This window comes from Petrocella sp. FN5, assembly GCF_029210395.1.
Taxonomy (GTDB): domain Bacteria; phylum Bacillota; class Clostridia; order Lachnospirales; family Vallitaleaceae; genus Petrocella.
Window position 1 is genome coordinate 1 of sequence record NZ_JARGDP010000070.1, and the last position, 13,220, is coordinate 13,220.

Genomic DNA, 13,220 nt, shown 5'->3' on the forward strand with positions numbered 1-13,220 from the left:
ATGGATTACATTTAAATAACATATTTTCTAAGAACCATTTCTGTCTCAATAAATCATCCACACATGTTGAGACGATAGTGCTGATGACACGTAGTGGTTCGGGTGGTAAAATGTAGAACTTGACCATAACATTTTTCAAGATAAAAAAAATATAAAATCGATTTTCAATAGGGGGTAAAGTCGTGAGATATCTTACGAAAGAATGGTGTAATTTATGCCAATTAACGGGGTTACATTTTGGGTTACGGGCGCATAAAGATGTTAGAGTCCTAAACGAAAGTGTATATCAGCGACTGAGAAAGAGAAAAGAAAAGGCTTTTTTAAAACAAGAAAAGGAAATATATGACTTTAATCCTCGTGAATTATTTGATGCAGATGGGGAGGTACTCGTTCGAGCAGACAAATTCATCTCTGGCGAAGAAATTCTAGAAGGAGATACCATAGTTAATGAGATGCCGGAAGAACAGAAAGAGCACATTCGTAAACTTATAGAATCTTATGATTCAAGAGGCCCTTTTGATATTCAAAAAAATTCTATTGAATTTGAGAATAGGCAAAAGATGTTCTTAGAAGATAATGAAAAAAAAATACCTAAAGATATTTACTCTCAAGTAGCTGATCCTAGAGTGTTTGCATTAGGATATAGTACGAAGGAAATGATTAACCAACTTAAAAAAATCAGTAAGGAAAACGAAAAAAAGGTTCAATCGGTGTTAAAAGATTTTAAATTGGCGCAGGAAAAAGAAAATATTCCGGAAAATATAAGGGAACGATTTGGTTTTCATGATTGTAAAGTGAAAAGCATTATAAAGAAGAAAGACGTTACAATATTATTGGATACGAGTGGCGGGTTCACTGAGGACAATAAAATAATATTTCATGATGCAAAGATTATTAAAGAAGATACCGCAGTGAATGGATGTTGGTGGATTTATGAAGAACTTTACAACACTCATAATGGATATGAAGCGCATATGATGTTTGTAGATGAAACAAATTCATATATTGAACTAACGATAGCATCAAAAAGCATTATAGTAGAAAAAGTCTAACGATATCCTTAATAATAACCTAAAATGTAAAATGGCGGCGAGTTTATAGGTCAATAAAAACAACCTATAAACTTGCCGTTTTTTTGTACCAAAAAACAGAGAAAGAGAGGAGAAAAGGACAGGTTGAAGAAATTCAATGTGTTCTTTTTGCAATACAATTTATAAATAACATCATGGAGTTTGGAGCATAAAAATGATAAAATAATTAATACACAGGGTAGAGGGCATATAATTATTATTGTGAATTGTACATAATAATGCTATAATAATATACAAAAGAGGAGGTGTCGATATGCCGCAAATTAGACCAATTACAGATTTAAGGAATACAAATGATATTTCTGAATTATGTCACACAAAGAAAGAACCGGTATTCATAACAAAAAATGGTTATGGTGATTTAGTAATTATGAGTATTGAAACCTATGAGCAGATTGTTGAGAATGTAGGAATAGATGAGGCGATTATGGAAGCTGAGGCCGAATATAAGCAGGAAGGTAAGTTGATTGATGCAAAAGAAGCTCTTTCTTCTCTAAGGCGGAAGTACTTTGAGTAAATATAGTGTAAAGTTGTTGCCTAAAGCAAACAGAGATTTGGATGAAATCTATAGGTACATTAAAGATGAGATTAAATTAATTGAGACAGCAAAGCAGATGATTGATTTGTTGCAAGAAGCAATTCTTGGGCTTGATGAAATGCCATATAGAGGAGCAATAAGGAAAACTGGAACATTTTCTAATAAGGGATATCGACAAATTTTTCTAAAAAACTTTACAATTATATATCGTATAGATGAAGATAATAGAATGGTTATTGTTGCTACAGTAAGATATACACCGAGTAATTTCTAGGTATTATATTTTTTGCGTATTTTAATGAACAAACCTTTCCGCCAAGGCTCTAATAGGCCTTGGCGGCATCATTTTTGTCTACTCAAGATTTGCAAAAAAAGTTAATGAGCAATGTAAACAAATGATTCCAATTATACGTCCTGTTTTTACAGTAACAATGTTTGAAGATAAATCAATAGTATCTGCAGAAATACCAAGTATAGATATTTCAGAAAGACCTTGTTATTATGAAGATGATATTCGTATCACCCAAGCAGCAGAAATGAATGCTTTGGAAATTGCAGATTTTTTAGGTATAACGACAGTTTATTGGATGATGCAAAGTTATATAAATCCATTAATAGAAAAAGGTATGCTGAAAATGACAAAACCTGATGTACCAAAATCTAAGAATCAGAAGTACTTTAGTGTTAGTAATACAGAATAGATATTATAGTATATGAGGATATATCTGTAAGTGATTTGGTTGAAATTCTGTTCACATTGTATTAGAATATGTTATTACCCACTATGCCCTCGTCTCATATGTTCTTAAGCCCTATACTCGCCATATTAGATGTGAATGATAAATGATAAAGGGAGAGGTTCGATGAATACTAAAAATATATTTGCAGAATCCCTTGAGAAGTTGCTGATAAAAAAGAACCTTGATCATATTCAAGTTAGTGAGATAGTATCAGGAACCTCGCTCTCTCGTAAGACATTTTACCGTCACTTTAGAGATAAATATGACCTTTCTAGCTGGTACTTTTCTCAATTTTTCGAAGATAGTTTTGGTCGTATTACAGATAATCTTACGTGGGAAGAAGCATTGTTGCGTTATCTTGATATTTATCAAGAAAAATATTACATATTAAAAAATGCTTATGCAAGTCGAGATGTTAATGGACTTCGTAATTATGACATACAAGTTACCCGGAAAACTTATGAAAAATACCTAATGTCTAAAGGTGTTGATATAACATCTGAAATAATGCAGTTTACAATTGATATTGCTTCTCGTGGTGGCACAGACATGGTTATCGAGTGGCTGCTCAGCGGGATGAAAATGGATAAGAAAAAACTGGTGGATTTGCTTAAGCGGACCCTACCAACAGATATATTAAAGCAGATTGATTAAGTAAAACCCTTTATGTCACACATGTGTCATTTTGTGACTTTACTTCCAATAGTGGTTGTATTAAAATTGAATAAATTAAATCAATTAAGGTTTTGAAGGGAAAAAGTAGTTCAGTATACGTCATTCAGAGAGCAACCGGTTGGTGTGAGGTTGTTGACGCACTGATACGAATACATCCTGGAGCTGCTACCTGAAATTATAGTAGGGTATGCTGGGCGCGCCCAATATAGCGTTTGAGTGTGTTGCACTCGTAAAGGGAGATTCTGTGAGGAATTTCTGAATCAGAGGTGGTACCGCAATTTCTGCCCTCTGTTCCCAATGGAGCAGGGGTTTTTTTGTCGCCAAAATTATGCAAAGGAGTTGTAATGATGAAAATTTATGATGAACTGGTAGCCCGTGGCTTGATTGCTCAGGTTACCGACGAAGAAGAAATTAGAGAGCTTGTCAATGAGGGGAAAGCGACATTTTATATCGGATTTGATCCAACTGCGGATTCTTTACATGTAGGTCATTTTGTAGCTTTATGTTTGATGAAACGATTGCAAATGGCGGGGAACAAGCCCGTTGTTCTTTTAGGTGGTGGCACAGGGTATATTGGTGATCCTTCGGGCAGAACAGATTTGCGTACCATGATGACGTCTGAAATAATTCAACATAACTGCGATTGTTTTAAGAAGCAGATAGAAAAATTCATAGATTTTGATAATGATCAAGCAATTATGGTTAATAATGTAGATTGGCTTTTAGATTTGAAATATATCGAATTACTTCGAGAAGTTGGAGCACATTTTTCTGTAAATAATATGTTGCGCGCTGAATGCTATAAGCAGAGAATGGAAAAAGGTCTCTCATTTTTGGAATTGAACTATATGATTATGCAGTCATTTGATTTTTACCATCTCTTTAAAAATTATGGTTGTAATATGCAGTTTGGCGGTGATGATCAGTGGTCTAACATGCTTGGCGGTAGAGAATTGATTCGACGAAAATTAGGTGAAAATTCTTACGCTATGACAAATACACTATTAATGAATTCGGAAGGTAATAAGATGGGTAAAACCGCAAAAGGAGCACTTTGGCTCGATCCTAACAGGACATCTCCTTTTGAATTCTACCAGTACTGGCGAAATGTTGATGATGCCGATGTATTGAAGTGTATTCGTATGTTAACGTTTTTGCCTCTTGAACAAATTAATGAAATGGACAAATGGGAAGGTAGTCAACTAAATCAAGCGAAGGAGATCTTGGCTTTTGAATTGACCAAGTTGGTTCATAGTCAAGAAGAAGCTCAAAATGCAAAAAGTGCTTCTCATGCTCTATTCATAACGGGAACAGACGATTCTAATATGCCTTCTACAGAGATAAGAGAAGATCAACTCGTTGACGGCGTTATTGGCATCATAGATTTAATGGTTGAATGCAAATTAACTGCTTCAAGGACTGAAGCGAGACGCGTAATCCAACAAGGGGGATTACTTCTAAATGATGTTAAAGTCGAGTCCATTGATCTCGCTATTACCTCAGAAGAGTTGAAAAAGGGTATTAAAATTCGCAAAGGAAAGAAGAACTACCATAAGACGTTTATGAATAAATAATAAACAAGGCACCTTATACTATTTCGGACCTTCATTTTGGGTGTTTGTCGCACAACACCATTATGAATCAAATACATTCCTTCTTGTGAGGCTATACGATCTGATTTTGCTTCATTTAGCCACTCATCCATGGATGGCGATATTTTTTTATAAATACGAGTCATATTGGTTCCTCCTTCATGTTCTTGAGCGACTTATCTTAAAGCAATGAGTTTCTATCATCTGAGTCAAAAGTCTGAATCAATTCATCCATTCTAACCTTATCTTTATTTATCGTAAGTTTGATAAACGTAAAATGAAGCATATGACAACTTCTAGATCTGAATCCATTTTGACGCCATTCTAAATGATAGTCGAAAAAGGAATGCGTAAACCCTTGATTTTAAAGGGTTTAAGAGAAAGTGGTCCAGTGACTGCCTTTTGATATTAAAATAAAGACACGAGAAGCTATAAGTCAAAAAAAATAAAGAGCTAGAGAATATCCTTTGATATTAGCTGGCTCATTTTTTAGTTTTTTGAGACGAAAGATACATCTAAATAGCAATCTAAAGAATCACATGACGAAAGTAATTGGAATAACGAATACCTGCACATAGTACCTCATTAACCAGAAAATTCATTTCATGACATATAAAGGTCGTTTCGTGTTAGTAACATATTCTATATGGAATTATGTGGTATATTTTATTATATGATCTAATCGTTGTAACGATAAATTGAAGAGGCATTTAACGATAAAAAACTATGTTTATTCACATGGCATAATCATATCATTAAGTTTGTTGGCTAATAAGGATAGTATATCGTCATAATGCTCAAAAAGTATCATAGATTGTATATGGAAGGAAGAAGAAATGGGCGGTTCAATAAAATATTTGAAAAATGGTTTAGGAAAAATAATGGAAGGATTTAAAGTTAACAGGATAACAACAACAAAGATCGTTGCTAGGAGGAGAAATACAATGAAAAAGAAAATGCTATCTATAATGTTGGTGATGGCTCTTTGTGCCACATTCGCGCCTAATGTAGCGGCGTCCACAACGGTATCTAAAGAAGCAGTAGCCCTAAGTACACTCACGGCTGCAATCACTGCGAGTGGAGACCTTTACTGCTGGGGAACGAATACATCAGGTCAGCTAGGTATTGGAGATCGTGAGGAGTCGGGTTTCACACCAGTCAAGGTGCTTTCTAACGTGGCATCAGTTACAACAGATAATACTAATGTGGCTGCTATTACAACAAATGGCGATCTTTACTGCTGGGGTGGTAACGAATTTGGTCAGGTAGGCAACGGGGAGTCAGGAAGATATATGAGGCAAAGCACACCAGTTAAGGTGCTTTCTAAAGTGGTATCGGTTACTATGGAGAACGGTACAATTGGAGCAATCACTACGAATGGTGATCTTTATATGTGGGGACGAAACGTATACGGTCAAGTAGGTAACGGTAAGGGTGGAGAAGGCGAAAGCTTGGCTACGCCAGTGAAAGTGCTTTCTAACGTAGAATCAATTATGATGGATGAGTATAGAATGAGTAATGTTACCACTCTGGCTATTACAAGAAACGGCGACCTTTATGCTTGGGGATATAATGAACATGGCCAAGTAGGTAATGGAAAGAGTGGCACAGGCGCATATCAGACCACGCCAGTAAAGGTGCTTTCTAATGTGGCATCTCTTACAGCAAACGATGGCCCGGCTGCGGCAATCACGAACAACGGCGATCTTTACTGCTGGGGTATAAATCTATTTGGACAGGTAGGGAATGGTTCATCAAGGGATAATCAGACCACGCCAGTGAAAGTACTGTCTGATGTGGTATCAGTCACAACCAGTCAAACAACTGTGGCGATTACCGAAAATGGAGACCTCTATGCTTGGGGTTATAACGAGATGGGACAGGTTGGAAATGGCATGGAAGCCTACTCACAAGACAGCCAGACCACACCAGTAAAAGTGCTTTCTAATGTGGTATCAGTTACTTCTTCTATTACCAATACTGCTGCGATTACAACCAGTGGCGACCTTTATTCTTGGGGTGAAAATGGGTATGGGCAAATCGGTAATGGGGCAACTAAAGTACAGACTTCACCAGTGAAAGTGTTATCTAATGTGGCATCGTTCACAACCGATAATGGAGCCACAGCGGCTGCGATTACGACCAATGGGGATCTTTACTGTTGGGGTTATAATAATGAGGGTCAGGTAGGTAACAATAAAAGTAAAGGTGAAGAAACAGGCACATTAATGGATGAAAGACAAACCACACCGGTGAAGGTGCTCTCTAATGTAGTATCAGCCATAATCGATGGCCATGTTGCTGCTAGCGTAACCCAAAATGGCGATTTATATTGTTGGGGATACAATTTTGACTATCAAGTGGGGAATGGTTTAAGGACAAATCAGTTGACACCTTTTAAGGCTCTTACAGGTATTAGACTTGCGGCCTCAGCACCATCTGTACCTGCAATCACTGCTACGCCTACGGCTTCAAAGGTCTTGGTAGATGGTGAAAATGTTTCTTTTGACGCCTATAATATCGCGGGAAATAATTACTTTAAGCTTCGTGATTTAGCATATATTATGAATGGCAGTTTAAAACAGTTTTCCGTTTCATGGGATAGCGTCAACAATGCTATTTCATTGCAGAGCGGACAAGCCTATAGAACTGTTGGTGGTGAAATGGCTAAGAAGGGTACAGCTGCTACTACGCCTATTCCAACAACCTCTAAAATTATCTTAGATGGTAAAATAGTTAGCTTGACAGCTTATAACATTGCTGGCAATAACTATTTCAAGCTCCGAGATGTGGGCAGCGCTTTTGATTTCAATGTGAGTTGGAATGGTTTATTACAGACAATAGAGATAGATAGTACTGGTTCATATACTTTGGACTAATATATTAATGAGTAAAAATTCAGGGTAATATCTAATAGCAATATATAAATAAAGAGATTCGCTATATCCTAAGGTATAGCGAATCTCTTTATTTAGAGACTAGGAAATATATGTAGGCGTGCTATATATAAAAAGAAATTGACTTCCTTGCGGTCAGATAAAAAGAAAAGCTTTACCCTTTACAATAATCCGAATAACCATTAGACAAACTGGGTAATTATAGGTAGAATAATAGGTAATAAAACCTATGAGGTACAATGAAAAGAGTATTAATTAATAAATATAAGATGGCATGCATATTAATAAGAATCACGCAATGTATGAAGGTGCTGTTTGGCTATGGTTAGGGTCTAGTAAATAAACACGATTTGATTAAGATCATGATGATTAAAAATACTAAAAAAGAAAAGGAGTAACCATGATGACCGATGAACTTTATAAAAACCTTATCGATAAATCGCCTATGGGGTATGCCTATCACCGTATTATTTGTGATCAAGAAGGGATACCTATCGACTATGAATTCATTGACGTCAATGAAGCCTTTGAGCATTTCACAGGATTAAAACGTGACACTATATTAGGTAAGATGGTGACAGACGTATTGCCAGACATTCAGGAAGGCGACTTTGATTGGATTGCATATTATGGTGACGTCGCTCTTAATGGCGAACATAAAGAATTTGAACAATATGCCCTTCCTCAAAATAAGTGGTTTCGAATTAGCGCCTTTTCATTTGAGAAAGGCTATTTTGTAACTGCTTTTATAGATATCCCAGACGAAAAAGAGAAGCTAGATGAATTAAATGGTTTTTTTGATGTGAATTTAGATTTGCTTTGTATTGCTGATTTTGAAGGTAATTTTATTAAGGTCAATAAGTCATGGGAAACAACCTTGGGATATAAAACAGATGAATTAACAAGTAAAAAATTTTTAGAATTCGTTCATCCAGAAGATTTACAAGCAACATTAGATAAAATGAAAAGTTTGGGAAATAAAAACAATGCTCTAAATTTTGTCAATCGCTATCGTACAAAAGATGGCTCATACAGATATATTGAATGGTGCTCAAAACCAAGTGGTAAGCTCATTTATGCTTCTGCAAGGGATATTACAGAAAAAATAAACTTGAAGAAAAAATATCGGAAGAAAAAAAGCGATATGAATTAGCTATGGCGGGTAGTAATGATGGCTTTTGGGACTGGAATATTCTAACCAATGAACTATATTTATCGCCTAGGTGGAAGTTGCAGTTGGGTTATAGAGACGATGAAATTAGGAACTCATTTTCTTCTTTTGAAGCCTTGATTTTTGAAGAAGATAAAGAAAAAGTTTTGACCTGTGTCAAAGAATATCTATCTGGAGAAGTCATTAATTATGTTATTTCCTTCCGTATGGTTCATAAAGATCAAAGTTTACGTCATATGAGAGCCCGTGGAGAAGCAATTAGAGATGCCCAGGGAAAACCATATCGAATGGCAGGATCACATTCGGATATTACCCTTCAAGTTGAACAACAATCTGCATTAAAAGAAAAAGAACAAAATTTTAATTCTTTCTTTGAAACGATAGATGATCTCTTATTAGTAGGTGATGTTAATGGTCATATTCTTTATGCGAATCGTGCTACCATTTTGAAGTTAGGCTATGACAATGAAGAACTCTATCAGATGCATATATTGGATTTACATCCCAATGATAGAAGGCAAGAAGCAGAACAAATATTTGCAGATATGTTTGAGGGAAAAAGAGATAACTGTCCCTTACCATTAATAAGCAAGAAGGGCAAATTGATACCTGTGGAAACCAGAGTATGGTTTGGTACTTGGAATGGAGAGGCTTGTGTTTTTGGTATCGTAAAGGATTTATCAGTCAAGGAAGCTGCTCTTGATAAGTTCCATAAATTATTTAATAACAATCCCGCCCTTATGGCAATCACGAGTCTAGAAGATCATACTTTTAAAGACGTTAATGAGGCTTTTTGTGAAAGACTAGGTTATGAAAAGTCAGAAATTCTTGGGAAAACAGCATTGGAGTTGGAGTTGTTTACAGAACCAGAGAAGCAAATGGAAGTCGCAAAAGTCCTACGTGAAAAAGGTAGGATTAAAGATATTGAGCTAAAAGTTAAAACTAAAACAAATCAAATCATGACAGGATTATTTGCAGGAGAGGTTATTGACAATCAATTAGAAAAATCATTTCTAACTGTGATGACAGATATTACTGACTTAAAAAACAGTGAGAAGCTATTAAAAATGAAAGATCGTATTTTGTCGGCTGTTGCAAAATCTACAGATATCTTACTGGATAGCTCGGATTATGTTATTGCAATTTCAAAATGTTTCAAACTGTTAGGTCAAGCAACGGATGTAGACAGGGTATATTTATTTGAAAATAAATATAATGAAGAAGGTAATGGCTATACAAGTCAAAAGATTGAATGGAGTTCTGAATCAAGTAGGCCTCAGATTGATAATCCAGAGCTTCAAAATATTCCGTTTGGAGAGATTCATAGTTTTATAAAGCCATTGATAAACAACGAAGCTTATTATGGAAAAACAAGTGAATTCAAAGAAGATGTCAGACAAATATTAGAAGCTCAAAGCATTCAATCTATTCTGGTCATGCCTGTGTTTATTAACAATATTTTTTGGGGATTTGTTGGATTTGATGAATGCAAGTATGAACGTGAGTGGAGTGAAATAGAATACTCAATTTTAAATGCTTTTAATGGATCACTTGAAAGAGCAGTAGAACGTCAACTCGTTGAGTTGGAATTAAAAGAAGCCAAGCAAAAAGCAGAAAGTGCAAATATTGCCAAAGGTCAATTTTTAGCAAACATGTCCCATGAAATCCGAACGCCAATTAATGGGGTTATGGGTATGCTTTCTTTATTAGACTATACGACCTTATCAGAAGAGCAGTCTTCCTATGTAAATGAAGCAAAGACAGCATCAGAGATGTTATTGTATCTCATCAACGATATTTTAGACTTATCAAAAATCGAAGCAGGAAAAATGAATTTAGAAGAAACTACCTTTGAACTTCGTTCTATGCTTGAAGAAACAGTTTCTGTATTTATGCCCAAAGCAATCGAAAAAGAACTTGAACTAAACTTGTTCATTAAGAAAAATTAGAGATAGGCTCAAAAAGACGGGATGAGAATCTAACGTTAGAGCTAATACAAAAACTGAGCAAGTATAAAGAAATATTTGAAGAATGAAGTGAAATTAGGTGTGTAAAACCTATACAATAAACCTTTTGTTATAGCTGACTTAGGCATATAACGCCTTTAGGACGATGGTTGAATTTGTTACTTACATTTCAATCTTACCATAATCAGGTGAAGCGTTATATTTTTTTATGTAGAAAAAATCCCCTAAATATGAGGGCTGCGGTGTTTCTTAAACGCCGAATACGAATTATTACTAGGAGGTGAAAAAGTATGTTAGGTATGCTGGATTATCTAACTGTACTTATTTACGGTGTATTGCTTATGATGTTTTTTCTTGATATTAAAGTAAATAGGAAGAGTGTATTCTTAATCTCTTTGTACATTTTCTTTAGTGGTGCTTTAAAATATGTGCTTTATTTTACCTTTGATTCAGAATTTATAGAAAAACTTTACCCACTTATAATTCATATGCCGGTCATCATATTTTTCTGGTACTTCTTTAAAAAAAGAATGAATGTGGTTTTATTTGTTTTATTTATTTCGTATATTTTCACCGCACCAAGAAGGTGGTTTGGTGAGGTAGTGGCTTCGTTTTTTAACGATGATCCATATGTGCTTGTCTTAACCAAGATTATGGTATCTCTTATATTATTGATTATAACTTATCGATTTCTTAAGCCCTATGTCAATCGAGTATTGAGCTATTCAAGGAAACGTATCACCCTTTTAACGGTGGTGCCAGCCCTATCCTATTGCATAACATATGCTACAACTGTTTATACAGATGCACTCTACAATTCTAATATGTTAGTCGTTGGATTGTTTAGTGTGGGGTTCAATTTTGTGTTTTATACATTTATAATTGCTTATTTTATTGAAATGGATAAAAGTTTTAGCTTGCAAACAGAGCAAAAGGTACTACAAATGCAGATAGACAATATCTCAATCCAGATTGAGGACTATAAGGCGGCACAGGAGCAAGGTGCTATCTATCGCCACGATTTACGCCATCATTTACAATATATAAGCGCTAATATTTCAGAAAATCATACTGAAGAAGCGTTGACTTATATCGCCCAAATCAATAAAGCCGTTGATGCCATACAAATAAAACAATATTGTGAAAATACAAGTGTGAATCTAATTCTATCGACTTATGTTACTAAAGCCAGGAATAACCATATTGACATAGATGTGGATGTGATTATACCAATGGAAAGTGATATTAACTCAATAGATGTGTGTATCATTTTATCAAATGCGTTAGAGAATGCAATCAATGCTTGCAATAAGCTAGATGATGAAGCAAATAAAAAAATAAGAGTTAGTTGTAAGTATGAAGATCAGAATATGAAGATAGAGATATGTAATAATTTTGAAGGTGAGATATTCTTTGAAGAAGAACTTCCAATATCAACAGAGAAAGACCATGGTTTAGGTATAAAAAGCATCGTTGCGACTGTTAATAAATATGTCGGGTTATATGCCTTTACAAACGAGAACGGGATTTTTACAATGCGGGTGATTTTATAAATATATTATTTGAAAAAGCGAGTTAATACTCGTTTTTTTGTTGGAAAATATAGATATCAAAGAGGGTTAACTAGAATGATTATCCAGCCTAGAGTGTGCCAACTTATATGTTTTTAAAGCGTACTTGTTCCTTAAATGCATAGGCCATATAAGCTGATTTTATTGTTTGATAATTCGCCTTAGACATTGGGACTAAAGATTGGGATTGCATTTTAATTTCCCTTGGGTATAGTGTATTTATATGGGACATATTAATAAGATATGATCGATGAGGCTTGATAAAGCAGGTAGCATCAAGGAGAAGACTTTCTAATTCGGACATAGATCCAATACCTTCAATGATTAACCCATCTGTCATATGATACAGTATGGTCCTAACGTTAACTTCAGCGAACTCAAGCCTATGGAGGTATATCCTGGTTAAACCGGTTTTGCTTTTTATTAAAATACTTTTGTTAATCTGGGTTTCAATTTCAGAAAAAACTTTATCTAATAGAATAAATAATTGTTCTTTCCATACAGGTTTAAGGGCATAATAGTAAGCACCAACAGAATAAGATTCAACAGCAAATTCTGTAGAAGAGGTAAAAAAGATGATTTTAACATCTTGATTAAATACCCTTATCTCCTTCGCTGCATCCATACCTGTCATAAAAGGCATTAGAATATCTAATAGAACTACATCGTATTTTTCTCCTATTTCCATTGCTGCAATTAAATCTAAAGCATTTTGAAAAGCCGTATATTTTATTAGGGTTTTATCACACTGGAGATTTTTGTAATCATTTAGAAGGTTGGTCATATTTGAAAGGTCTTTTATATTATCATCACAAAGGGCTATATTAAACATAAATAAACTCCTCTTATTTATTCTCTAGGAAAGACAATGTTATGTTAATGCGTTGAAGCATCGCATTAACTATTAAGGAAGTCTTTCCTGCCGGAACAATTTGCTTTGCAAAACGAGGCGTAGCCTCTTTGTTCTTCTTCCAAGTG

13 protein-coding genes and 1 other annotated feature are annotated in these 13,220 nt (G+C 34.9%); of the genes, 10 read left to right on the forward strand and 3 right to left on the reverse strand.

Annotated features, from left to right (window positions below; all coding sequences use genetic code 11):
- The first annotated feature begins 182 nt into the window (after positions 1 to 182).
- From P0N36_RS12665 to tyrS, 6 genes are all read left to right on the forward strand, one after another.
- Positions 183 to 1,052: a DUF4085 family protein gene (locus P0N36_RS12665; protein ID WP_275843220.1), complete on the forward strand. Its 870-nt coding sequence runs from the start codon at positions 183 to 185 to the stop codon at positions 1,050 to 1,052.
- Positions 1,053 to 1,344: 292 nt separating this feature from the next.
- Positions 1,345 to 1,608, forward strand: a complete 264-nt coding sequence (locus P0N36_RS12670) for a type II toxin-antitoxin system prevent-host-death family antitoxin (RefSeq protein ID WP_275843221.1) — start codon at positions 1,345 to 1,347, stop codon at positions 1,606 to 1,608.
- Positions 1,601 to 1,903, forward strand: a complete 303-nt coding sequence (locus P0N36_RS12675; protein ID WP_275843222.1) for a type II toxin-antitoxin system RelE/ParE family toxin — start codon at positions 1,601 to 1,603, stop codon at positions 1,901 to 1,903. Before P0N36_RS12670 ends, P0N36_RS12675 begins: the two co-directional genes overlap by 8 nt.
- 121 nt (positions 1,904 to 2,024) lie before the next feature.
- Positions 2,025 to 2,330 carry a Fic family protein gene (locus P0N36_RS12680; RefSeq protein ID WP_275843223.1) on the forward strand — a complete coding sequence of 102 codons (306 nt, stop codon included), beginning with the start codon at positions 2,025 to 2,027 and terminating at the stop codon, positions 2,328 to 2,330.
- 162 nt (positions 2,331 to 2,492) lie between these two features.
- On the forward strand, positions 2,493 to 3,023 hold the full coding sequence (locus P0N36_RS12685; RefSeq protein WP_275843224.1) for a TetR/AcrR family transcriptional regulator C-terminal domain-containing protein: 531 nt from the start codon (positions 2,493 to 2,495) through the stop codon (positions 3,021 to 3,023).
- 83 nt (positions 3,024 to 3,106) lie between these two features.
- Positions 3,107 to 3,336: a binding site (T-box leader), on the forward strand.
- A gap of 55 nt (positions 3,337 to 3,391) precedes the next feature.
- A complete protein-coding gene (tyrS, locus tag P0N36_RS12690) occupies positions 3,392 to 4,618 on the forward strand; it encodes a tyrosine--tRNA ligase (protein ID WP_275843229.1) in 1,227 nt (408 codons plus the stop codon).
- On the opposite strand, the gene P0N36_RS12695 is transcribed toward tyrS, so the two are convergent.
- The gene (locus P0N36_RS12695; protein WP_330684028.1) at positions 4,591 to 4,782 is read right to left on the reverse strand and encodes a hypothetical protein; all 192 of its coding nucleotides are present in this window, start codon (positions 4,780 to 4,782) and stop codon (positions 4,591 to 4,593) included. The two genes, tyrS and P0N36_RS12695, sit on opposite strands and share 28 nt — an antisense overlap.
- Positions 4,783 to 5,366: 584 nt before the next feature.
- Positions 5,367 to 5,696, reverse strand: coding sequence for a hypothetical protein (locus P0N36_RS12700; RefSeq protein ID WP_275843231.1), 330 nt, complete (start codon positions 5,694 to 5,696; stop codon positions 5,367 to 5,369).
- On the opposite strand from P0N36_RS12700, the gene P0N36_RS12705 reads away from it, so the two are divergent.
- The 4 genes from P0N36_RS12705 (at position 5,614) to P0N36_RS12720 (ending at position 12,224) form a co-directional block, all read left to right on the forward strand.
- The gene (locus tag P0N36_RS12705; protein WP_442957192.1) at positions 5,614 to 7,515 is read left to right on the forward strand and encodes an RCC1 domain-containing protein; all 1,902 of its coding nucleotides are present in this window, start codon (positions 5,614 to 5,616) and stop codon (positions 7,513 to 7,515) included. The genes P0N36_RS12700 and P0N36_RS12705 overlap by 83 nt on opposite strands.
- Before the next feature lie 418 nt (positions 7,516 to 7,933).
- Complete coding sequence (locus tag P0N36_RS12710; RefSeq protein WP_275843225.1) at positions 7,934 to 8,686, forward strand: PAS domain S-box protein; 753 nt, start codon at positions 7,934 to 7,936, stop codon at positions 8,684 to 8,686.
- A 2-nt stretch (positions 8,687 to 8,688) separates the two neighbouring features.
- The gene (locus P0N36_RS12715; protein WP_275843226.1) at positions 8,689 to 10,653 is read left to right on the forward strand and encodes a PAS domain-containing protein; all 1,965 of its coding nucleotides are present in this window, start codon (positions 8,689 to 8,691) and stop codon (positions 10,651 to 10,653) included.
- Between the two features lie 308 nt (positions 10,654 to 10,961).
- Positions 10,962 to 12,224, forward strand: coding sequence for a sensor histidine kinase (locus P0N36_RS12720; protein WP_275843227.1), 1,263 nt, complete (start codon positions 10,962 to 10,964; stop codon positions 12,222 to 12,224).
- Between the two features lie 103 nt (positions 12,225 to 12,327).
- Here P0N36_RS12720 and P0N36_RS12725 read toward each other — a convergent pair whose 3' ends face one another.
- Entirely contained in the window at positions 12,328 to 13,074 is a 747-nt protein-coding gene (locus tag P0N36_RS12725) for a LytR/AlgR family response regulator transcription factor (RefSeq protein WP_275843228.1), read from the reverse strand.
- Positions 13,075 to 13,220: the final 146 nt, after the last annotated feature.

What these genes read in the sequence shown, in the direction of transcription:
- P0N36_RS12685 (WP_275843224.1), top strand. Translation starts at nt 2,493, where the DNA reads ATGAATACTAAAAATATATTTGCAGAATCCCTTGAGAAGTTGCTGATA.
- P0N36_RS12695 (WP_330684028.1), bottom strand. Translation starts at nt 4,782, where the DNA reads ATGACTCGTATTTATAAAAAAATATCGCCATCCATGGATGAGTGGCTA.
- P0N36_RS12670 (WP_275843221.1), top strand. Translation starts at nt 1,345, where the DNA reads ATGCCGCAAATTAGACCAATTACAGATTTAAGGAATACAAATGATATT.
- P0N36_RS12705 (WP_442957192.1), top strand. Translation starts at nt 5,614, where the DNA reads ATGGCTCTTTGTGCCACATTCGCGCCTAATGTAGCGGCGTCCACAACG.
- tyrS (WP_275843229.1), top strand. Translation starts at nt 3,392, where the DNA reads ATGAAAATTTATGATGAACTGGTAGCCCGTGGCTTGATTGCTCAGGTT.
- P0N36_RS12710 (WP_275843225.1), top strand. Translation starts at nt 7,934, where the DNA reads ATGATGACCGATGAACTTTATAAAAACCTTATCGATAAATCGCCTATG.
- P0N36_RS12720 (WP_275843227.1), top strand. Translation starts at nt 10,962, where the DNA reads ATGTTAGGTATGCTGGATTATCTAACTGTACTTATTTACGGTGTATTG.
- P0N36_RS12715 (WP_275843226.1), top strand. Translation starts at nt 8,689, where the DNA reads ATGGCGGGTAGTAATGATGGCTTTTGGGACTGGAATATTCTAACCAAT.
- P0N36_RS12680 (WP_275843223.1), top strand. Translation starts at nt 2,025, where the DNA reads ATGATTCCAATTATACGTCCTGTTTTTACAGTAACAATGTTTGAAGAT.
- P0N36_RS12725 (WP_275843228.1), bottom strand. Translation starts at nt 13,074, where the DNA reads ATGTTTAATATAGCCCTTTGTGATGATAATATAAAAGACCTTTCAAAT.